At 35.9% G+C, this 20,472-nt stretch carries 23 protein-coding genes; 7 read left to right on the plus strand and 16 right to left on the minus strand.

Features of this window, described 5'->3' with window-relative positions:
• Positions 1-112 precede the first annotated feature (112 nt).
• Both MP478_RS05695 and MP478_RS05700 read right to left on the minus strand, forming a co-directional pair.
• Positions 113-1,225: a 5-(carboxyamino)imidazole ribonucleotide synthase gene (locus tag MP478_RS05695; RefSeq protein ID WP_257199875.1), complete on the minus strand. Its 1,113-nt coding sequence runs from the start codon at positions 1,223-1,225 to the stop codon at positions 113-115.
• A 24-nt stretch (positions 1,226-1,249) separates the two neighbouring features.
• Positions 1,250-1,801, minus strand: coding sequence for a DUF1543 domain-containing protein (locus MP478_RS05700; protein ID WP_257192138.1), 552 nt, complete (start codon positions 1,799-1,801; stop codon positions 1,250-1,252).
• Positions 1,802-1,898: 97 nt separating this feature from the next.
• Between MP478_RS05700 and MP478_RS05705 the strand changes: the two genes are divergently transcribed.
• Positions 1,899-2,729 carry a sulfite exporter TauE/SafE family protein gene (locus tag MP478_RS05705; protein ID WP_230037984.1) on the plus strand — a complete coding sequence of 277 codons (831 nt, stop codon included), beginning with the start codon at positions 1,899-1,901 and terminating at the stop codon, positions 2,727-2,729.
• Positions 2,729-3,112: a DUF1634 domain-containing protein gene (locus MP478_RS05710; protein WP_230037986.1), complete on the plus strand. Its 384-nt coding sequence runs from the start codon at positions 2,729-2,731 to the stop codon at positions 3,110-3,112. Before MP478_RS05705 ends, MP478_RS05710 begins: the two co-directional genes overlap by 1 nt.
• A 5-nt stretch (positions 3,113-3,117) precedes the next feature.
• Here MP478_RS05710 and MP478_RS05715 read toward each other — a convergent pair whose 3' ends face one another.
• The 12 genes from MP478_RS05715 to MP478_RS05770 form a co-directional block, all read right to left on the minus strand.
• Positions 3,118-3,495: a VOC family protein gene (locus MP478_RS05715; RefSeq protein WP_257192162.1), complete on the minus strand. Its 378-nt coding sequence runs from the start codon at positions 3,493-3,495 to the stop codon at positions 3,118-3,120.
• 40 nt (positions 3,496-3,535) lie between these two features.
• On the minus strand, positions 3,536-3,976 hold the full coding sequence (locus tag MP478_RS05720; RefSeq protein WP_257192137.1) for a nuclear transport factor 2 family protein: 441 nt from the start codon (positions 3,974-3,976) through the stop codon (positions 3,536-3,538).
• Positions 3,977-4,342: 366 nt separating this feature from the next.
• Positions 4,343-5,401, minus strand: a complete 1,059-nt coding sequence (locus tag MP478_RS05725; protein ID WP_257199876.1) for a diphosphomevalonate/mevalonate 3,5-bisphosphate decarboxylase family protein — start codon at positions 5,399-5,401, stop codon at positions 4,343-4,345.
• Between the two features lie 149 nt (positions 5,402-5,550).
• Positions 5,551-7,320, minus strand: a complete 1,770-nt coding sequence (locus tag MP478_RS05730) for a long-chain fatty acid--CoA ligase (RefSeq protein WP_257199877.1) — start codon at positions 7,318-7,320, stop codon at positions 5,551-5,553.
• Positions 7,317-8,330 carry an NAD-dependent epimerase/dehydratase family protein gene (locus MP478_RS05735; RefSeq protein ID WP_257192132.1) on the minus strand — a complete coding sequence of 338 codons (1,014 nt, stop codon included), beginning with the start codon at positions 8,328-8,330 and terminating at the stop codon, positions 7,317-7,319. The genes MP478_RS05730 and MP478_RS05735 overlap by 4 nt, the downstream gene beginning before the upstream one ends.
• Positions 8,331-8,647: 317 nt before the next feature.
• A complete protein-coding gene (locus tag MP478_RS05740; protein WP_257199878.1) occupies positions 8,648-9,652 on the minus strand; it encodes an MvdD family ATP-grasp ribosomal peptide maturase in 1,005 nt (334 codons plus the stop codon).
• Positions 9,645-10,601 (minus strand): MvdC/MvdD family ATP grasp protein, encoded by a 957-nt coding sequence (locus MP478_RS05745; RefSeq protein WP_257199879.1) that lies wholly within the window; start codon positions 10,599-10,601, stop codon positions 9,645-9,647. The genes MP478_RS05740 and MP478_RS05745 overlap by 8 nt, the downstream gene beginning before the upstream one ends.
• Before the next feature lie 75 nt (positions 10,602-10,676).
• The gene (locus MP478_RS05750) at positions 10,677-10,895 is read right to left on the minus strand and encodes a microviridin/marinostatin family tricyclic proteinase inhibitor (protein ID WP_257192129.1); all 219 of its coding nucleotides are present in this window, start codon (positions 10,893-10,895) and stop codon (positions 10,677-10,679) included.
• Between the two features lie 51 nt (positions 10,896-10,946).
• Positions 10,947-11,183: a microviridin/marinostatin family tricyclic proteinase inhibitor gene (locus MP478_RS05755; protein ID WP_257192128.1), complete on the minus strand. Its 237-nt coding sequence runs from the start codon at positions 11,181-11,183 to the stop codon at positions 10,947-10,949.
• A gap of 115 nt (positions 11,184-11,298) precedes the next feature.
• Positions 11,299-12,078, minus strand: coding sequence for an alpha/beta fold hydrolase (locus MP478_RS05760; protein ID WP_257199880.1), 780 nt, complete (start codon positions 12,076-12,078; stop codon positions 11,299-11,301).
• Between the two features lie 100 nt (positions 12,079-12,178).
• A complete protein-coding gene (locus tag MP478_RS05765) occupies positions 12,179-12,898 on the minus strand; it encodes a pyridoxine 5'-phosphate synthase (RefSeq protein ID WP_230040995.1) in 720 nt (239 codons plus the stop codon).
• Positions 12,899-13,038: 140 nt separating this feature from the next.
• Positions 13,039-14,304, minus strand: coding sequence for a mechanosensitive ion channel family protein (locus tag MP478_RS05770; protein WP_230040997.1), 1,266 nt, complete (start codon positions 14,302-14,304; stop codon positions 13,039-13,041).
• A 166-nt stretch (positions 14,305-14,470) separates the two neighbouring features.
• On the opposite strand from MP478_RS05770, the gene MP478_RS05775 reads away from it, so the two are divergent.
• From MP478_RS05775 to MP478_RS05785, 3 genes are all read left to right on the plus strand, one after another.
• Positions 14,471-14,614 (plus strand): hypothetical protein, encoded by a 144-nt coding sequence (locus tag MP478_RS05775; protein ID WP_257192124.1) that lies wholly within the window; start codon positions 14,471-14,473, stop codon positions 14,612-14,614.
• Positions 14,615-14,706: 92 nt separating this feature from the next.
• Positions 14,707-15,198, plus strand: coding sequence for a DUF456 domain-containing protein (locus MP478_RS05780; RefSeq protein ID WP_230040998.1), 492 nt, complete (start codon positions 14,707-14,709; stop codon positions 15,196-15,198).
• A 15-nt stretch (positions 15,199-15,213) separates the two neighbouring features.
• Positions 15,214-15,717, plus strand: a complete 504-nt coding sequence (locus MP478_RS05785; protein ID WP_257192121.1) for a hypothetical protein — start codon at positions 15,214-15,216, stop codon at positions 15,715-15,717.
• On the opposite strand, the gene MP478_RS05790 is transcribed toward MP478_RS05785, so the two are convergent.
• Both MP478_RS05790 and MP478_RS05795 read right to left on the minus strand, forming a co-directional pair.
• A complete protein-coding gene (locus tag MP478_RS05790; RefSeq protein ID WP_230041000.1) occupies positions 15,704-16,345 on the minus strand; it encodes a uracil-DNA glycosylase in 642 nt (213 codons plus the stop codon). The two genes, MP478_RS05785 and MP478_RS05790, sit on opposite strands and share 14 nt — an antisense overlap.
• 74 nt (positions 16,346-16,419) lie before the next feature.
• Positions 16,420-16,929, minus strand: a complete 510-nt coding sequence (locus MP478_RS05795) for a GNAT family N-acetyltransferase (protein ID WP_257199881.1) — start codon at positions 16,927-16,929, stop codon at positions 16,420-16,422.
• A 141-nt stretch (positions 16,930-17,070) separates the two neighbouring features.
• Here MP478_RS05795 and MP478_RS05800 point away from each other — a divergent pair, with 141 nt between their 5' ends.
• Together MP478_RS05800 and MP478_RS05805 are read left to right on the plus strand one after the other, a co-directional pair.
• A complete protein-coding gene (locus tag MP478_RS05800) occupies positions 17,071-19,218 on the plus strand; it encodes a DNA mismatch repair protein MutS (protein ID WP_257199882.1) in 2,148 nt (715 codons plus the stop codon).
• Between the two features lie 575 nt (positions 19,219-19,793).
• Positions 19,794-20,456, plus strand: coding sequence for an ATP-binding cassette domain-containing protein (locus tag MP478_RS05805; protein ID WP_257192117.1), 663 nt, complete (start codon positions 19,794-19,796; stop codon positions 20,454-20,456).
• The last annotated feature ends 16 nt before the right edge of the window (positions 20,457-20,472 follow it).

The following is a 20,472-nucleotide window of genomic DNA, read 5'->3' on the forward strand; positions in this document are numbered from 1 at the left end:
TCAAGCAAAAACATGATAATTTCTCAGGTTGTACAAGAAAAATATAAAGCACTAAAAAAGGAAGCTATTTCAAGACAGAAACAGCTTCCTTTTTATATTTTTGATGGCTTAATTATTCTGCAATCACTCTCACCATTCCCTTCACCATGACAAGCTTTTCCATCAGCTCTTCTCTGGAATCTGCCAACACATTGATATGACCCATTTTCCTTCCCGGTTTGGTTTCTGTTTTTCCATATAAATGAATATAAGTTTCAGGCAGTTGAAGCACGTCTTCCATTCCTTCATAGATTACTTTTCCGGCATATCCCTCTGCTCCCACCAAATTCAGCATACCGCTATAGGTAATGGCATCCGTATCCGCTAATGGTAAGTTCTTTACCACACGGTACATTTGCTCAAACTGTGAATTGGTATTTCCTTCCTGACTCTGGTGTCCTGAGTTGTGTAATCTTGGAGCGGTTTCATTAACCCATATTTTCCCTTCTTTATCCAAGAATAATTCAATAGCAAACAATCCCGGAGAATTAACAGCATTTAAAAACTTCTCAGTAATAGAATCAATCTGAGACTGAACATCTTCAGTAAGAAGAACCGGGCATACATTAAAGTCTAACAGATTCAACTTCGGATCGGCAACCATTTCCGTTACAGGAAAAATATTGGTTTCCCCTTTTTCATTTCTGGCTACAATTACAGATAATTCTTTATCAATATCCACAAGGCTTTCGATCACAGAGGCATCCTCCCATAGATGTTGGTAATCATCTTCCGTTTTAATCACCTGTACCCCTTTTCCATCATAGCCTCCCGTATTCATTTTCTGAACAAACGGTAACGGCATCATGATTTTTTCATCACCGTTCCAGACAATCTGAAATTCAGGACTTGGAATATCGTGAGCTTTATAAAATTCTTTCTGAAGGATTTTTTGCTGGATGGTTTTAATAATATTAGCATTAGGAACTACTCTTATTCCCTGATTTTCAAGTTCTGCCAACGCATCAGCATTTACATGTTCTATTTCAATAGTAACAACATCTTTATCTTTTCCGAAGTTCAGAACTGTTTCATAATCATTAAAGTTTCCCTGTGTAAAATATGAGATATTATGACAAGGTGCATCGGACGCAGGATCCAATGTATAAAACTCATCGTCATATTTCAATGCGCTCTGTATCAACATTCTTCCCAGCTGTCCGCCTCCCAGAATTCCTATTTTCATTTTTTATTTTTATTAGATTTATTCTTATTGAAGTTTATCAATTTTTAAGTACCCAAGTTCCATTGGATTTTCCTGATTCTCTGCTTCAGTTTTTTTAAGGACTATAGAATATTTTTCTTTCATTTTTACAGGAAGAATATCATTCACAGTGAAAATATCATCGATATCTACCCCGTGTTTATCATCTACATGGCTTACAGCTCCTTCAAATCCCATTGTCTGATAAAATTCAGTAGCTTTTGCTCTCTTTATAATCTCTCCCATAGACTGGCCAACCATAAGATGCTGTTCATGAAATTCTTCAAAGAAACCTCTCTTATATCCTCCCAAATTAAGAAAATACAGCTGTTCTTCAGATATCTTTTCTCCCTTCTCTACAATCTCCACTTCATATCCATCCGCAAATTTAACCTCCTGATAACAATCAATATGTATCTTACCTTCAGCTTCCTTCCAGAAGTCTTTCATATCCGGAACCAAATCTTTAAGGCTTTCGGCAATCCCGAAAAATACATCGTGCTGTTCAATATTCCTTCCTTTAGGAGTAGCCCCAAGGATGACATAAAATAATTTCATTTCATTTTTCATGCATACAAAAATACGTTAAATTTATCTTTTTCAAATGTTTGGCAGACTACTACAATAATTTTATATTTGTAACATTAATTGTAGTATGTCAGAAATCATCATACTCTTCCTTGGCGCAATTTCCGCTGGTCTTTTAGGTTCACTTACGGGTTTAGGAGGGGGAGTTATCATCATTCCTTTATTAACGCTAGGTTTTGGCGTTCCAATGCATTATGCCATCGGCGCTTCCCTCATTTCGGTGATCGGGACTTCTTCCGGTGCAGCAGTAGCCTTTGTAAAAGAAGGTTTTACCAACATGAGAATCGGAATGTTCCTCGAAATTGCCACTACAGCAGGCGCTATTATCGGAGCCTTAGTTTCGGGCATGCTTAATCCCAATACCATCGGAATTATTTTCGCCAGTATTCTACTTCTGACGGTTGTTTTAAATCTTAAAGGAAAACCTGACCACCAGGAACCACTCGTAAAAGGAAGCCTCGAAGACAAGCTGAAACTTTACGGGACTTTTCCTGATAAAGGAATATTAAAAAGCTATTCTGCAAGAAATACAGTTCCGGGATTTTTGATGATGATGTTTGCAGGAGCAATGTCCGGGCTTTTAGGAATAGGTTCCGGAGCGTTGAAAGTATTGGCCATGGACAATATGATGAAACTGCCTTTCAAGGTTTCTACAACCACCAGTAATTTTATGATTGGAGTAACGGCAGTAGCCAGTGCCCTGATTTATTTTCAAAGAGGAGAAATCATCCCTGTTATTGTAGCACCCGTATTGATAGGTGTGGTTATAGGAAGTTTTATAGGTTCAAAAACACTGATGGTCTCAAAAACTAAAAAACTAAAAGTCTTTTTTGCCATTGTAATCACGATCCTTTCCATTTATATGATGTATAACGGTATCAATAAAAGCTTCAGATAATGAAAAAGAATTTTACAGATATAGACCTGAACCGTTCCGTAGGAAATCTTCTGAGATTAGGCGTTATTCTATCTGTGATAACCTCAATGATAGGTTTCATCAAGCTTTTTACCGAAGGTTTTGAAATGCCCAAAAAATACACCTCACTGGATATTGGCAACTCTTCAGAAAAAGTGTGGAGTCATTTCTGGAATTCTCTATGTAAAGGTGAAGGAATGGCTATTATTCAGCTGGGAATTCTTCTGCTGATCTTCACTCCCTTAATGAGGATTGTCTTCGCTTTAATAGGCTACTTAAAAGAAAAAGACTACGTATATGTAGTCATTTCCTCTATTGTTTTGGCCATAATGGCTGTAAGCTTTTTCGCGGGGTACGCACACTAATATTTTTACATTTCATAAAACTCCAGTGGCAGCTGGTCGGGATCCTGGGTAAAGAAAAATTCTTTTCCTGTGAATTCATCAATCCTGATCTCTTCACAATTCAAACCTTTATGTACTAATTCATTTCGTTTTTCTGCAACATTTTCAACAGAGAAAGCAAGATGCCTCAGGCCACAAGCTTCAGGTCGTGAAGGTCGCTTAGGCGGGTCAGGAAAAGAAAACAGCTCAATAACGTAATGATCTCCAATCGCCAGATCAAGTTTGTAAGACTGCCTTTCTTCACGATAGACCTCCCTGATTATATGTAAGTTTAAAATTTCCGTATAAAACTTCTTTGATACCACATAATCTGAACAGATAATGGCAATATGATGGATCTTCATCTTCATTTATATTTTTTTAATCGTTGTATACCAGGCTTTACTATTTTATTTCCCTGCAATTGTCTTTTCTTCTTGTATCGATAATATACTGGATTTTCCAGTCATTATTTTGCTTTATCAACTGAAAACTATTGGCTCCGCAATGAGAGAATTTGCCCTTCAGATAGAAGGAATAAGGAGTGAATACGCTTGCCAGATTCCCATCCGTATGCACGGCATCTACTACAATCCTTTCTTCCAAGTCCCCTTTTGAAAATTTAGAAACAGAGGCTATGAAATCCTGAATACTATCATTTTTTACACTTCCGTCTTTTGTTATAGTCTGAAGAACGGCATTTTCAGTAAACACAGATTTCAGCAGCTCCGGATCAGCATTCTTCATAGCAAGAAACAAATTCCGGATAGGTTTTTCAATGTCCTGATTTTGCTGACCAAAACAAAAAGTACTGAATACCAAAAGAATTAAGACTATTTTATTCATATGATAATGGATTTAATTGGATGAATAAAAGTAAGAAAAATCCAAGAATATAAATTGTTCGCTGCCTTTATTTACATTGTTTAGATTCTATGGAATGACAAAAGCACTGATAGAAATATCAGTAATTAACATTTGATAAAAACTTATTTTTTAATCATTTACATAAAAATAAAGCATTCAGTTTGTCATTCCGCAGGAATCCCAGTCTCTTAATTTTAGAGTATAAAAAGAGTATCGTATTGACGGCGATGTTTATTACATTGTTTAGATTCCTAAGGAATGACAGAGCACTGGTAGGAATATCAATAAGTTTGGGCAATAAAAAAAGTGAGCTAAAGCCCACTTTTATTGAATATTATCTGTTTTCTAAAACCTCATCACATCCTTCACTACTCCATTCTTCTGGGTATGCTGCAGCAGTTCTTCTTCAATGAATGTTTTTATTTTTTCTTCAGTTCCGTTATTTGGGAATAAAAGGTGGACATTAGCTCCGGCATCCAGTGTAAAGAATAAAGATAAACCGGTTTCTTTTCTAAAATCCCAGATCTTATTGATCACTTCCAGCGTTCCTGTTCTCATCAGAATAAAAGCAGGATCACTCATCATCATCATTGCATGAAGAGTAAGCGCTTCATGTTCAACCAATTTAATAAATTGCTCCATATTTCCACTTTTCAGGATCTCTTTCATCGGAACAAAATTCTCCCTTGCTTCCTGAAATCTTCTTGCTGCATATGGATTGGTCTTCATCAAACCATGTCCTACCGTTGAAGAAACACTTTTCTGTCCTTCATGAATTAATAAAACCCAGTCGTTAAAGTTTTTGAAAGTTTCATGAATTTCATGATCCGGATAAGGGACAGCAAATAGATCAGAACTATTCTCAACCTCATCTGTTTTTCCCCATATCACAAGCCCGTTGTATAAGCTTCTGCAAGCACTTCCACTTCCTAACCTTGCTAAGAATGAAGCTTTTTTCAAAGATTCTTCGACTGAAGATGTACCGGTGAACATTTCGTCCAAACTCATCAGACATTTGGCGATAGCACCAAACCCTGAAGCAGAACTAGCAATCCCGGAACTGTGTGGAAATGTATTTTCAGTTCTGATGATATATTTTCCTTTTAAAATCCAGGGAAGATACTGTTCAATATTTTTGAAATATTTTTCAATTTTTTCGGCAAATTGTACTTCCTCATTTCCTGCCAGAAAAGTATGAACAGAAAAAGGCTCATCAGCCATAAATTCCATTGAAGTATTAGTTTTACAGTAATTTAAAGTATAACTGATACTCGGATTAGCAGGAATCTGATTCTCATATTTCCCCCAATATTTAATCAGGGCAATATTAGACGGACAGCTTTCTGAAACGGTCTGTGTATGAATCGTAAAGTTTGGATTTCCTATAAATTCTTGTGTTGTCATCGTTTATTTTAAATGATAAGACTTTTTTTAATCACCCCGACCAATCTTTGATTTGCTACTCCTCCGAAAGAGGAGAATCCTTATATCAATCAAGATATTCGTAAAAACCAGGGATTTTTGAAAAATAATATGTTTATAAAATTTTACAATTAGTACATTTTCTCAATAATATCCGCATATTTTTTAAGGACTACATTTCTTTTGACTTTCAGTGTAGGAGTAATTTCTCCAGTATTGATGTCAAATTCTGCCGGCATTAAGGTAAATTTTTTCACTTTCTCATAATCGGCAAGATGGCTTTGCAATTCTTTCACTTTATCTTTATAAAAGTTGATCACCTTTTCGTTGGTTACTATATCTTCCCAGCTTGTAAACGGAATATTATTATTCTTGATAAAGTCCTGCAGGAATTCAAAATTCGGAACAATTAATGCAGAAACAAATTGTCTTCCCTCTGCAACCAGCATGATCTGCTGTATAAAGTTATTATTGGTCAGAAGGTTTTCAATTTGTTGTGGAGCAATATATTTTCCGTTGGATGTTTTCATCAGATCTTTGATTCGGTCTGTAATGATCAGGTTTCCTTTTTCATCAATTTTCCCTGCATCACCCGTTTTGAACCATCCATCACTGGTAAAAACTTTCTGAGTTTCTTCAGGTCTGTTGTAATATCCTTTCATAATTCCGTTTCCTTTAGCCTGGATCTCATCACTTTCTCCAATCCTAAGTTCTACTCCCGGCAGCGGCTTTCCACTGGTACCATGCTCGAAATGAGTCAAAGGGAAAAGTGTTAAAGTAGCTGTAGTTTCTGTCAACCCATACCCTACTGTCACATGGATTCCTACAGATTCAAAGAATTTGGTTACTTCAGGGGATAAAGAAGCACCTCCACAAGGCAGGAACCATAACCGGCCTCCCATTTTCTCCTTTATTTTACTGAAGACCAGCATATCTGCAACAGATTCTTTACATTTCAATCCAAAAGGAACAGGCTTTTCATTTCTTCTAAACTCTGCAGTTTCCCACCCTGTTTTTAAAGCCCAGTCAAAGATTTTTTTCTTAAATGATGAACCTTCCTCGGCTTTTTCCAATACTCCGGCATATACTTTCTGGAAAAATCTCGGCACCGCACACATGGTGGTAGGCTTTACTTCTTCCAGTGCTTTTGCTACGTTTTTCGGATCTTCAAGGAAGTAGACCCTTGCTCCTCCATAGAGGCAAAGTAAGCTCCAGCTTCTTTCAAAAACATGACTTAAAGGTAAAAATGCCAATGAAAGTTCTTCTTCAAAGTTTTTAAACTTAAAAAACTCAAAGTGCGAGTCAAAGGCTTTAATAAAATTTCCGTGGGTAAGCATTACTCCTTTTGGTGTTCCGGTTGTTCCGGAAGTATAGATCAGCGTTGCTGTATCTTCATATTCTCTTTTACAGATTTCCAGTGTTGAAGAAGCTTTTGCTATAAAATCCTCAAGGTAGAAGCTGTTAAATTCTTTCTTGATCCATACAGATTTCTTAGAAATAATAATGGTATCAAGGTTATTTTCTTCTTTATGTAAAATCTCCAGACAAGCATCATACTGAGCCTGATCTCCAACTAAGACAACCTTAGCACCGGAATCATTGATGATATATTCAGCCTGTTCGGCATTATTTGTAGAATAAACAGGAACGGTAATCGCTCCGATAGACATTGCTGCCAAATCGCAGATCATCCATTCAGAAGAATTGTCTGAATAAACAGCTACTTTATCGTCTTCCTGAACTCCTGCTTCTTTGAGCGCATTCGCTGTTTTAAAAATAATTTCACTGAATTTCTGCCAGCTCAGCTCTTTCCAGGCTTCATCTTTCTTTTTAAAGCCTATTGCAGCTTTTACAGGATATTTTTCTACATTTTTAAGGATAATTGCCTCTGCCAGATTCATTTCTTCAGCTTTTTGTCGTTAATATAATTATTCAGGTGAAAGTCTATACTTTCTTGTACAGGAATAAACTGATATTTCAGTTTTTCCTTTATTTTTTGGTTGGAAATGGTGTTGAAAGAAGAGATCGCTTCAATATTTGATTTGGTCACCATTTTCAGCTTTGGAATCAGCCATCCGAGAAGCATATTGGCTACTCTTCCCAGATTCAGTAGTGATTCGGGAAGTACTTTAGCATCTTTAAGTCCCAGTCTTGTTCGGATTTGTTTGGCTAGATCTGTAAATCTTTTATTTTCGGAGACAATAATAAACCGTTCTCCAAAAATGTTATGCTCCAGAAGTTCTATAGCAATTTTTGCAACATCTCTTACATCTACATAGGCCGAACCACCGGCAAAGGTAAAACCATTATCCGCAAAAGTAGAGAAAAGCTCACCACTGCTTTGGTTCCAGTTTCCGCTTCCTACAATCATTCCCGGATTGAGAATGGCTACATTGAGTCCTTCTGCAGAAGCCCTCCAAACTTCCATTTCTGATAGATGTTTGGAAATAGCATAGGAAGAATGTTCAAGTTTGGGATTAAAATCAGAATCTTCATCCAGCTCCCCGTCTTCATTAAAATTATCCAAAACAGCAACAGAGCTTACGTGCAGAAATTTTTTCACATCAGATCCTTCGCAGGCAAACAACAGGTTTTCTGTTCCTTTGATATTGGTATGGTACATTTCTTTTTCATCTTTGGGATGAAAGCTTACTTTTGCGGCACAGTGATACACTTCTTCTACTCCTTTTAAAGCGGTCTGAAGAGTATAGAGATCATTAAAATCTACATCTACCCATTCGATCTTATTAAAAAAATCATCAGGATTTTCAGTATAAAAGCGATATGAATGCCTTACTTCGTTTAAATTGCTGCCCGGCCTTTTGGAAGCCCTTACGTTTTTACCTCTTTTAAGAAGCTCCAACACAAGTACTCTTCCCAGAATTCCGGTAGCACCCGTTACAAAAACCATTAATTATGTTACTTGATTGCTGACTAAAATATGACAATATTTTCTATCCGGCAATTCTTCATTCTTCTGCAAAAATATTTTGAAAAACTGCTTCTGCAAATTTGCGATTTTTAAAGCATAATTCAACTTAATTTAACCAATATTATCATTCCGTAAATCATAAAATGAGCAAATACTGCTGAATTATTCTCCAAATACAAGAGAGGTAAAAGCCCCGGAAATAAATTGTCATTCCTTAGAAATCCGGATATGCTATTTTAAAATTGGATAGCCTGGATACCTAAGGAATGACAGTTATTGAAGATTTTTTTTATTTTTTACGCTGTAACCATATTATTTCTTCTTGGCGCTTTGTCGCAGAGGACATCTGCAATACTTTTAGAGATAAGATTTTCTTCTGTAAGATTATCCAGCCAGAAAAACTCTCCTGCTGCATTGATTTCAATAAAGAAGTATTCGTCTTCAGGGGAAACAATAATATCTATTGCTCCATAATCAACGTTGTATACATCCAGGAGTTCTAATAATTTTTCTTCCACCTCTCCCGGAAGCTCCGTTCTTACCCATTTATCGATCAGATTCACGCCATCTTTCCTCCAGTCTACTTTGGAATCTTCAAACTGTTGGGAATCTACCTCAAAAGCATATACATCTCTTCCTACGATGGTAACCCTAAGTTCTTTTTTCTTCTCAATCATCTTCTGAAACTGCATTGGGCAATACAAAAGTGAATCCAGCTCTTCCAGCCTGTCTTCACTGACAACATTTGTAAAAACCACATTCTCCACACCATCTTCATAAATAGCAAATCCGGTCTGCATTTTGGCCACTACATTCTGATGTTTAAGAATAAACTTTCTGGCTTCTTCAGGGTTATTGGTAAGACAGGTTTCAGGAATTTTCAGCCCTATTTTATCTGCCACTTTCAACTGTTCTTCTTTACTGTCGAGTCTTCGGTAAACACTTGGTTTTCCCAATGAATAGACATCTACGGATTCAATAAAACCAAAAATGGTATTGCGGATCTCTCCCATTGCTGGTCCGTAAAATTTAGCTTCCAGCTCGTCTCTCAAGCCTTTCCCTATATTGTAAGCCCTTCTGTACCAGATAGCAGAAATATCATCTAAGCGGTATTTCACTTCCTGGGTCTCAAGAATACTTACCCATTCTCCATCCTGAAAAACAGTGGACAGTTTATTTTGTAAAGGATATAAGTCTACATCAAAACGAATGACCTCACAGCCATTTTTCCCGATATATTCTGTTACTTTTTCAATTGAAAAGTTATCTGCAGTATGTGTTATAATTAAAATTTTATCCATGGAAACTGATTCTTTTTATAAGATTGTCGGCAATTCTCTGTGCTATAGGAAAGTTCAGTTCTTTCTGCAACATTCCCCATTCTCCCTGTGGATTCACTTCCAGAAAGTAGTAGCTACCGTCTCTTCCTTTGATCATGTCAATAGCTCCCATATAAAGTCCCATTTCTTGCATCATCGAACTTATATTTTTTTTGATATTTTCCGGCAATTCATAGGCGGACCAAAAATAGCTTTCGTGAGCAACACGCCAATCGACATTCTCACTGTTGTTAATTTTACCTGTAAAGAACTCGCCGTCCACATATACTATTCTCAGCTCATATTCTTTATCGATATAAGGCTGAAAAATCATAGGACAGTATGCAATATCCGAAAGATTGACAAGGGTATCTTCTTCAATAATAGTAGTAGAAATCTGGCTTTCACCACCCATTGCTTTTACGGCCACACTGTGAAGTTTGGCAATCGCTTTTCCATTACAGTATTCATGAAAAAAAGCAGTGATTTTCTCTTCATCGTTGGAAAATATCGTTTTGGGAATGATCAGATTATTTTTTTGAGCAATTTTAAGCTGAAACATTTTATTTCCGTCAATTTTCCTTTCCTTTTCAGAAGGGTTGATCCAAGGAATATTTTCTAAAATTGTCATCAGATTAAATCGGAGGCTTCCGTATTCTTTCAGGAAGATTTTTTCATAATCTTCATCCAACTCTTCCGGAACGCTTATTTTCCAGGCTTTCCTATGCCACACTCCTTTAACATCATCTGAGTGAAGAGTATTTCCCAATTCATCCGTCAGTTCGAATGAATTTTCATTGATACTGATTTTCTGAAAATGGTTCATTTTGTCAGAATTCAGCCTGAAATATGGAATATGTTTGGAATTAAGATATTCAAAAAAGAGATCGATATTATAGAAATCCTGTGAGTGGGTAATACAGAGAATCATGAGCCGGTTTTTATTAAAAAGGGAAACTTAATGTTTTAAGTTTCCCCTTACTATAGTTTTGTTCTGTTCTATTACTTATACTTCTAAAGAATCATCATCACCATCAGAAGGGTATTTCATAGTGTGTTCCATATCCTTCAGTGCGGATGTTACAGTGTCGATAACCGGTTTTGTAATCACATCTCTTTCAGGAATTGTGATTTCTAATCCTCCTTTCACTGTTTCAGGATCTTTAAGTTGTTTTTCTAGAAATGAAGCGAAAAACGGTTTCTTTTTTGAATTTTTGTTTTCCATAAGTTATAATTTTATTTTTGGGAATTGATATAATGATAGTTTGGATCTGAATTATAATTCATCTCCTGATTCATCGCTGTCGGATGGATATTTCATCGTTACGTTATCATGCCCCGGAAGAGATACATTATCTTCAAGTGCTGAAGTAATAGAATCCTTGATAACCGAAGTAACATTATCCAGACTTACTGAAGTAATAGCCCCTCCTTTCACTGTTTCAGGATCTTTAAGCTGTTTTTCTAAGAAAGATGCGAAAAATGGCTTCTTCTTTGAATTTTTGTTTTCCATAAGTTAAAAATTTTATTTTTTTGATAAACCAAAGTACAAAAAAATTCAACTCATGGAGAAATAATTAATTATTTTAATAAAATTTTAACATATATAACAAAAACGATGAATAGTTTTAATTCAATCCAAGAAATTGTTTGACAACTTTTGCAAAATCCACAGGATTTTCTGCCTGCACCCAATGTCCTGCATTTTTTACCGTAACCACAGTCGCCTTAGGAAACTGCTGCTTAATACCATATTCATCCTGTGGCAGAATATAATTGGATTTATCACCGGCAATAAATAAAGTATCGCCTTCAAAAACCCCAAATTTAACTGCATTAGAGACAAATTCGTTATATTTTTCAGATAAGGTCTTCAGGTTGAATCTCCAGTTTAGCTTCTTATTATCATCCCAATACAGATTTTTTGTTAAAAACTGAATGGTCGACTTTTCCGGGATATATTGGCTTAGAACTGCTTCAACATCATTTCTTGAACCTTCCGTATCGAAATCTACCGTTTCCAGTGCTTTTATAATTCCCTGATGGTGCGGAGGATAAGCTTTGGGAGAAATATCCACTACAATGAGTTTTTCTACTCTTTCAGGATATTTTAAAGCAAACTGCATTACAGCTTTCCCCCCTAAAGAATGTCCTAAGACATGCGCTTTCTGAATTTCATAATGATCCATATAACGGGCAATATCGTCTGCCAGATCATCATGGGACATACTTTCCGAATGAAAGCTTCTGCCATGATTTCTAAGATCAATCAGATGTACCGGAAGATATTCACCAAGGTCTTTTCCAAAGCTTCCCCAGTTGTCAAGCATTCCAAACAATCCGTGAAATACCAGGAGCGGCGTAGTTGTTAAGCTTTCGCCGAATATTTTTGAGTTTAAGATTTCCATATTTATTAAGATAATAGATTTCAGATATCAGATTCCAGATGAGCAGCTCAGACACAATACTTTGGTCTAAAATCTCACATCTAGCATCTTGTATCTATTTTTACCACTTAGCCAGCCTCTTTAAATAAGCCTGAACTGTATTTTCCAATCCCATATAAAGTGCTTCAGAAACTAAAGCATGCCCGATGGAAACTTCCAGCAGGTTCGGGATATGATCTGCAAAATATTTCAGATTATCCAGGCTTAGGTCATGTCCTGCATTAATTCCCAGTCCAAATTCTGTAGCTGCAACCGCTGTATCATAATAAGGTTTGATGGCCTGCTCTTTATTGGTTACATAATTTTTAGCGTAGGCTTCAGTATACAGTTCAATTCTGTCTGCTCCTGTTTTTGCGGCATATTCTACCAATTCAGGTAATGGATCCAGAAAAACAGAGGTACGGATTCCTGCATTTTTAAATTCTGCAATGATCTCTGTAAGAAAATCGAGGTGTTTTTTTGTATCCCATCCTGCATTAGAAGTAATAGCATCATCAGCATCGGGAACCAATGTTACCTGTTCCGGTTTTACTTTCAATACCATATCAATGAAATCCTGATGTGGGTTTCCTTCAATATTAAACTCGGTGATAACCAGTGGTTTCAAATCATAGACATCTTTTCTTGTAATATGCCTTTCATCCGGTCTTGGATGGATTGTAATACCCTGTCCCCCAAATTCCTGAATTTTTACAGCAGCTTCAGTAACACTAGGTGTTTCACCACCCCTTGCATTTCTTAACGTCGCAATTTTATTAATGTTTACGCTTAATTTTGTCATTTTTATGTAAGATGTTAGACGCTAGACTTCAGATGTCAGACTAATATTATTGTACTATTAACCTCTGATTCTAGCTCTTAATGTTATTTTTTATTAAGATTCTAAAGACTAATTGGTCTCTACTTTCCAGTTTCTCATTGTTATACTTTACTTACCTGCATTACCTCGAGGTCAAATTCTTTTGAAGCAACCAGCAAGTGGTCAAAAATATCAGCCTGAATCTGTTCAAAACGTTCCCATTTGGAATCGTTGGCAAAGCAATAAACCTCAAGAGGAAGCCCCTGTGGAGTTATATCCAGCTGACGAACCATTCTCGTTCCGTCTTTATCCACATCAGGTTCGTTTTCTATATATTTTTGGGCATAATATCTGAAAACCCCGATATTGGTAAGCTGTCTTCCGTTCACTACTTTATCCTGATGTTCAAGGCTTGAATTTTCCTTTTTGATCTCAGCACTTTTTTCTTTAAGATACCCTGAAATAAGGTTCACTTCTTTCAGTCTTTCAATATCCTCCTCTGTCAGAAACTTAAAAGAATTGATATTAAAGTAAATGGATTTCTTTATTCTTCTTGTATTGGACTCAGACATTACCTGAAGGTTCTTGATTTCTGTGGTCAACAGATCATAGGTAGGAATGGTAGAAACCGTTTTATCAAAATTGGTGATTTTTGTTGTTAAAAGGCTTATTTCAGTAATATTTCCTTCCATATTGTATTTTGGGATACTTACCCAGTCACCCACTTTTAAATTTTTGGAAGTCGCTACGTGAAGTCCCGTTACAAATCCCAGAATGGTATCTCTGAAAACAAGTACCAAAACAGCTGTAATTGCCCCCAAACTTCCAACAATGGTAGTTCCTTTTATTCCAAAAACCACACAGATCCCTACTACTGTAAATATAAAAATCCCAAGGATCTTCACGGTTTCAGAAAGGGCATTCAAGGCCATTATTTTATAAAAATCCTGCTTGATTGCAAAATAATTCCGGAATGCAGTGAGCGATCTGTAAAGCATTCCGGCAAGTATCATTACCAGCCCCAAATTAACACTTCTTATAATAAAAATTGTTGTTTTTGGAAGAACACCTTCAGGAAATATAGAGCCCTGCAATGCTCCTACGATAATCAGTGCAGCAAAGTGAGCTACTGAATTGGTAATTTTAGACTGATATATAGATTTTAGAATCGGAAATTTTACCTGGTCATGAAATAAACGGAAGATAAAATTGATGACAAATTTAAAAACAAAGTCTACAATCAAAAATACAGCACAAAGCAATGCCAGTTTTACGATGATATGAACAATCCAGTCCAACCCGGTGGGAGAAATCTGGGTGATATAATTATACAACTGTTCGCTTAATTCCTGCAAATAGTTTTTGGTTTCTTGTAGGTCATCTTTCATTGACAGCAAATTTATAAAATAAGAATGACGATTTTTACTATTCATCATCAATTTTCATCCCAAAAAATATTCTTCAGCAAATATCCGGTAAAAAAGCTCCATCAATAATAACTCTACAGAATCCTTAATGATAAAAGGAAAATAGACTATACATAATATTATTTAAATGACAATACTAAGAACAATTACACTTTTAATGTTTTACTATCAATTATTTATCACAATTGGTAAAACTAAGCTCATCAAAATAAATACAACAGGAAGTATGGGGAAAGCAGGTCTTATCCTGGAATATGTCATCTTATTTTAGGACGGGACACTGTAATAAAATTTTCAATTAAAATATAAAGGTGGCTTTTTATAAGGCCACTTTTTTTATCTTGCATCTATATTTTTTTAAGAATGGATACCACAATTATTAATATTCTCTGCCTTGTTTTGCTGTTTGTCGGAATTCTAGGAACTTTTCTTCCGGTTCTTCCAGGGCTGCTATTAAGTATCTGCGGACTTTTGATTTATAAATTCGGGACTGATGCAGATCTTTCGATGATTTATATCTGGGCATTTGGAATTCTTACTGCCGCATCAGTGGTATTGAGCTATGTAATTCCTGCAAAAACCAACAGAAAATACGGAGGAACACGCTGGGGAAGCATTGGTTCTGTCATCGGGACCATTGTAGGAATCTTCATCCCTATTCCGTTAGGCTTTCTGATCGGGATGTTTGCCGGAGTATTTATTGGAGAATTACTTCATGACAGTAAAGACATGAACAAAGCCCTGCAATCCACCAAAGGAGCCTTTATTGGGTTCATTTACGGAACGGGTTTCAGTTTTGTAGTAGGTGTGGCAATGTTTTTGGTGGTATTACTCAATATGCTTACTATTATTTAAATAAAAAAAGAAACTATGTTCCATAAAGTCCTTATCTTCAGTCTTGGAATACTCGCATTAACAGGATGCGATGCCCAAAAGAAAACAAAAACAGAAACAAAAGCTTCTGAAATGAGTTCCAGCACCAAAACTTCAGATCAAAAAGGAGATATTATCTACTTCAATGAAGGGGAAAATAAATTCCTTAAAGAATATGAGATGAATGTGACCTTTAAAGGTATTTCAGAAGACAGCCGCTGTCCTGAAGGCGTGAACTGCATCTGGGCCGGGGTCGCTCTTGCCCAGGTAGAAGTAATGGGTACCACAACAAGGCCTGTATTGTTAAACCTTGCCAGTATGGATCATCCTGCAAGAAACTATCATCAATCGGCAGATTTTAACGGATATACTATTACATTACAGGAAGTTACCCCCTATCCTAAAGCGGCAAGTGATGGATTAAAAGCTTCGATTGGAAAATACAAAATCGGGATTACCATAAAAACGACTGAAAGCCCATCAGGGACTACCACGAAATAGGCTTTTTGCCTTTGGAAACAAGATATTCATTAATTTTTGAGAAAGGCTTGCTTCCAAAAAAACCTCTGTATACAGAAAATGGTGATGGGTGTGCCGATTTCAGAATAAAATGCTTAGCCGGATCTATAAGTTCGGCTTTTTTCTGTGCAAAAGCACCCCACAGTACAAAAACTACATTCTCTTTTTTATCTGAAATTTCTTTTATGATAAAATTAGTGAACTTTTCCCAACCGAGATCTTTATGAGAATTGGGAGTATGGGCACGAACGGTCAATGTTGCATTCAGCAGCAGTACCCCCTGTTTTGCCCAGTCATCCAATTCTTTAGAAGTTCTTACCACTCCAAGATCATCTTTTAATTCGATAAAAATATTTTTAAGGGAAGGCGGAGCAGTTACCTGTTCGGAAACAGAAAAACACAGTCCATTAGCCTGATGGTCATTATGATAAGGATCCTGCCCAATGATCACCACTTCAATATCTTCAAACGGTGTTAATTCTAACGCTCTAAAAATTTGATCTTTAGGAGGAAAAACTTTAGTAGTTGCATATTCATTTTTCACTTTTTCCCATAGGGTTTTAAAGTATTCTGTATTCTTTATCGGGGCTAAAATTTCTGTCCAGGTCATAATTCAATTTGATAATGAGTTCATTTGATTATTTACTATTCTTGCTTTATCAAAAAACACTGTCTTTTGGTAAACTAAAGGGCTTTTTTCAGACTAAAAATAACATTTTCAGGATTCTTTTCGTCTGTTTTGTTTTCTTCTAAAACAAAATTATGCTTTAAAAGTAATCCCTTGGAATTTTCATTCTGGTTACTGGTGAAAGCTAAAATTTCCTGTAAATTTAAGTCATTAAATCCAAAATTTAAAACGGATTTCAATGCTTCACTCATAATTCCTTTTTTATGATAATCGGGAAGCAGCTCATATCCTACTTCCGCAGTTTTCCGGTCTTCTGAGAATTTCCACAGGCAGATAGTTCCAATAAGGTTCTTTTGGTTTTTATAAGAAATTCCCCAGAAAATGATCTCTTTATTCTGAGTTCTTTTCCTGATGCTTAAAATAAATTCTAAAGCGTCATAGTTGGTCTTGGGTGAGTTTCTTCTAACATATTGATTAATCAGCTCATTGCTCCGGATCCGTAAAATATCTTCTACATGGTTTTCATTGATTTCCTTTAAAATGAATCGTTCGGTTTCCAGTTTCATCCTTCAAATGTATTAAACTCATCATTAATTAAAAACTTTTATCAGAAAAACCTTTCTCATTCTTTATTGTCAATCTCTCAAATTAGCTCATTTTCAAATTACCACCGTATTACATTCACATTTTCTCACTAAATTTGCAGTGTGTATATAGATAAAGAAGATTTAGACGAATTAGAGTTTCCGCAATTACTCGCGGAAATTTCCCCCCTTGCGTATTCTCCGAAAACACGAGAGAAAATTCTTCAACTTCGTCCGATGGAAATAGACGAGGCAGAGCTTTCATTGAAAAAAACATCAGAGTATCTGTCGAGTTTTGAAAGTTCAAATGCAATTCCGTTTGATGAGTATGAAGATATTGAAAATGAGCTGAAATTAATGCTGATTGAAAATTACCGTCTTGAAAACAGTGCTTTCATTAAAATCAAAACCATCACGGAACAAATAGGAAGGCTTCAGAAGTTCTTCCCTACCATGCCGGAAACCTTCCCTACCCTTATAGAAGATGTTTCTGTACTGGAGTTTAAGAAAGAGATTATTGAGAAAGTAGATAAAGTTTTCAACCGTTTTGGCGAAGTAAAAAGTGAGGCTTCTGCCGCTTTAAAAGAATTGAGAACAGAGATCCAGCATGCTAAAAAAGCCATTCAGGAAAATTTCAACCGTGCGCTTACCACCTATGGACAAAGTGATTTTTTGGATGATATCAGGGAGACTATTATTGATGACCAAAGGGTTCTTGCCGTAAAATCGGGTTTCAAAAAAAGGGTTCCGGGCAGAACATTAGGGATTTCAAAAACAGGTTCCATTACTTATATCCAGCCGGACAGTGTTGTAAAGCATTACTTCAAGCTTCGTGAAAGTGAAGAGGAAGAGAAAAAAGAAATAGACAGGGTTCTGAGAAAACTTACTGGTGAGCTGGCAGAGTTTCAGCCTCAGCTGTGGAGATATCAGATCTATATTTTTGATCTTGACCTTACAAGAGCTAAAGCTAAGTTTGCAGATTTAATTAACGGGGTATTACCGAAAATAAACCGCCATAAAACCTTAAAGTTGAGGGATGCCTTCCATCCGTTATTATGGTTAAGAAATAAGGTAGAAAACAAAACAATCTATCCTCAAACTCTGGCTTTAACGGAACACAACAGAATTATCTGTATTTCCGGCCCGAATGCCGGTGGAAAATCAATTACGCTGAAAACAGTTGGATTATTACAGCTGATGATTCAGAGTGGTATTCTGGTTCCTGTTCATCCGAAGTCTGAAATGTTTTTCTTTGAGAAAATGATGACTGATATCGGCGATAACCAATCTATTGAAAATCATCTGTCCACCTATTCATCAAGATTGAAAAAAATGTCCGGGATCATCCGTGAGGCTGATGCGAATACTCTTTTACTGATTGATGAGTTCGGAACAGGTTCTGATCCGGAACTGGGAGGTGCTTTGGCAGAAAGTTTTATGGAGTATTTCTACGACAAGAAAAGTTTTGCGATTATTACCACTCACTATACCAACATTAAGCTGGTGATAGAACAACTTCCCAATGCTGAAAATGCAGCTATGCTCTTTAATGAAGAAACCCTTGAACCCATGTATAAATTGGAAGTGGGACAGGCGGGAAGTTCATTCACATTCGAAGTTGCTGAGAAGAATAGAATTCCAAGATTCATTATTCATTCGGCAAAGAAAAAAGTGGAACATGATATTGTGAATCTTGATAAGACCATTGTGAAGCTGCAGCAGGAAAAGTTTGAGGTTGAAAAGCTGAAATCTGACCTTGCCGAAAGAAAAGAATCTGTAGAAGATAAGCGTGATAATCTTCAGAAACTGAATGAACAGCTTCAGCAAAAGCTCTTTAATTTCCAGAAGCTCTATGAAGAGGAACACCGTAAACTTCAGTTTGGAAACAAAATTGAGGCGTTCATAGACAGCTATACAAAAGGAAAATCAAGGAAAGATGTTGTAAAGGATTTTGTAAAGCTTCTGGAACAGGAAAAGTTCAGAAAAATAGGCGCTGATAAAGATGAATCAAAACGTCTTCAGGTGGTTAAGAGGAAGATTACCCAACAGCTTAAAAAGGAAGATGTGATTGAAAAAATTGCTGAAACCAATGAAAAACTGGAGGAAAAACGTAAAAGTGACCGTGCTGTTTGGATGAAGGTGGGACAACGTGTCCGCATCACAGGAAGTACCAGTGTAGGGACGATTGAGAAAATATCCCGAAACAAAGTAATTGTCAATTACGGAACTTTCAAAACGACTATTGATGCGGAGGAACTTGAAAGAATTTAATCAATTGGAGAATGCGTTAATTTGAGAATTTGAAAATTAATCTAAAATAACTAATGGAGAGCATCATGAGATGCTCTCTTTCTTTTTGTACTTTATTTCTTATTTTCCTGAAAAATAATCCGGAGACTATTTATGGGCCGCTAAAAATAATTCCAGCTCTTAAATTACATATCTGATAAAAAGGGTGTTATTAAAAATACTCTTTTTATCTTTAAATTCTTTTTGAAGGGTAATGAAAGTTCATTTATAATTATCAATTTTCTCCTTCTTCTTTTTAACCAGAAATGATATATTTGAGATATGACTAAAAGTTTATCTGTTCTCTGGATTTTTTACAAAAAAATAATACCCGCTACCATATTATTTTCTTTAGTCTTGTCTTTACTATTACCATTCAGTTCTAAAGCATTCGGGCTCAGTTTTCTTTTAATTTTACCTGTTCTTCATTATTTTATTTATGAACTAAGGTTTAAGAATGAATATTACTTTTATGCTAATTTTGGGTTTTCAAGGTCATTTCTTTGGATCACAACAGTTTTAATAAGTTTAATTATAAAATTCATCACTCAGTTCTTATGAATAAGCTTCATATTGACAGTGTCACAAAATCTTTTAAAGACAAGAAAATCCTACAGGATATTTATCTTGGATGTGAGAAGGGCCAGATTATAGGACTTTTGGGGAGAAACGGATCTGGAAAATCAACGTTATTAAAAATCATCTTTGGAGTGATCAGCAGCGACTCCCAGTTTATACGATGTCAAGGTAAAGTTTTAAAAAAACTGTCAGACAGGAAAAGTATAATCTCTTATCTTCCTCAACATTCATTTTTACCTAAAAATAACAAGATTAAACATTTGATTCCTCTTTTCTGTGACAAGAAAGATACCGATCATCTTCTTACTTCAGAATTGATCAGTCCCTTTCTCAATGAAAAACCTAAAAATCTTTCAGGAGGAGAACTGAGGCTTATTGAAGCTTTATTGATTATCCATTCTAAAGCAGACTTTGTACTGCTGGATGAACCGTTTCACAATCTTTCTCCAAAAGCTATTGATAAGCTTAAAATGATTCTCCAGATCCAATCTGAGAATAAAGGTTTCATTATTTCAGATCATCATTATGTGGATGTATTAGATATTTCAGATAATGTATATCTTCTTTCAGACTCTCATTTAAAGAAAATACAAGATTTAAAAGAACTGCAACAGTATAATTATCTTCCGAAAAGCATTTAATTTATATATTTGGGGA

Source organism: Chryseobacterium sp. WG14 (assembly GCF_024586945.1).
In the GTDB taxonomy this organism is placed as follows: Bacteria; Bacteroidota; Bacteroidia; order Flavobacteriales; family Weeksellaceae; genus Chryseobacterium.